The following is a 421-nucleotide window of genomic DNA, read 5'->3' on the forward strand; positions in this document are numbered from 1 at the left end:
TATTTGGAGGGGTTGCGCTGGGAGGGGTGGGGGAGTGCGCGGCCGGTGGCGACCGGGGTCGCGCAGGACACCGGGTGCCTGGCCGGGTGTAACGACGGGAAGATGGCGGAGTACCGCGTGAAGGTCGTTCTGAGTGGGCTGACCCGGCGGGGGGACGTTGCTTATTACGGGCATGCCGCTATTACTCCGTTGAAACCGCCCGCCCCGTTCTGGGCCGAGGGCAATGAGGACACGATTCTGGATGTGCCGGACGAGTGAGAGGTACCACCTTGCCTGAGGTGCTGCTGGTCGAGGACGACGACCTGATCCGGGAGGCGACGCAGCTGACGCTGGAGGCGCGCGGCTACCGGGTGCGGGCCGCCGCCGACGGGGTGAGCGGGCTCGCGCTGTTCCGGGAGCGGCGGCCCGACGTCGCCGTCCT

At 69.6% G+C, this 421-nt stretch carries 2 protein-coding genes; both read left to right on the forward strand.

Annotated elements, in window-relative coordinates; all coding sequences use genetic code 11:
- The coding region (locus AOK24_RS13685; RefSeq protein ID WP_055720337.1) for a hypothetical protein at window positions 1–258 on the forward strand (258 nt) is incomplete at its 5' end.
- A gap of 11 nt (window positions 259–269) precedes the next feature.
- Window positions 270–421, forward strand: a 152-nt coding sequence (locus AOK24_RS50620; protein ID WP_240553890.1) for a response regulator, incomplete at its 3' end; no start/stop codon positions are given.

This window comes from Streptomyces niveiscabiei (assembly GCF_001419795.1).
Lineage (GTDB): Bacteria > Actinomycetota > Actinomycetes > Streptomycetales > Streptomycetaceae > Streptomyces > Streptomyces niveiscabiei.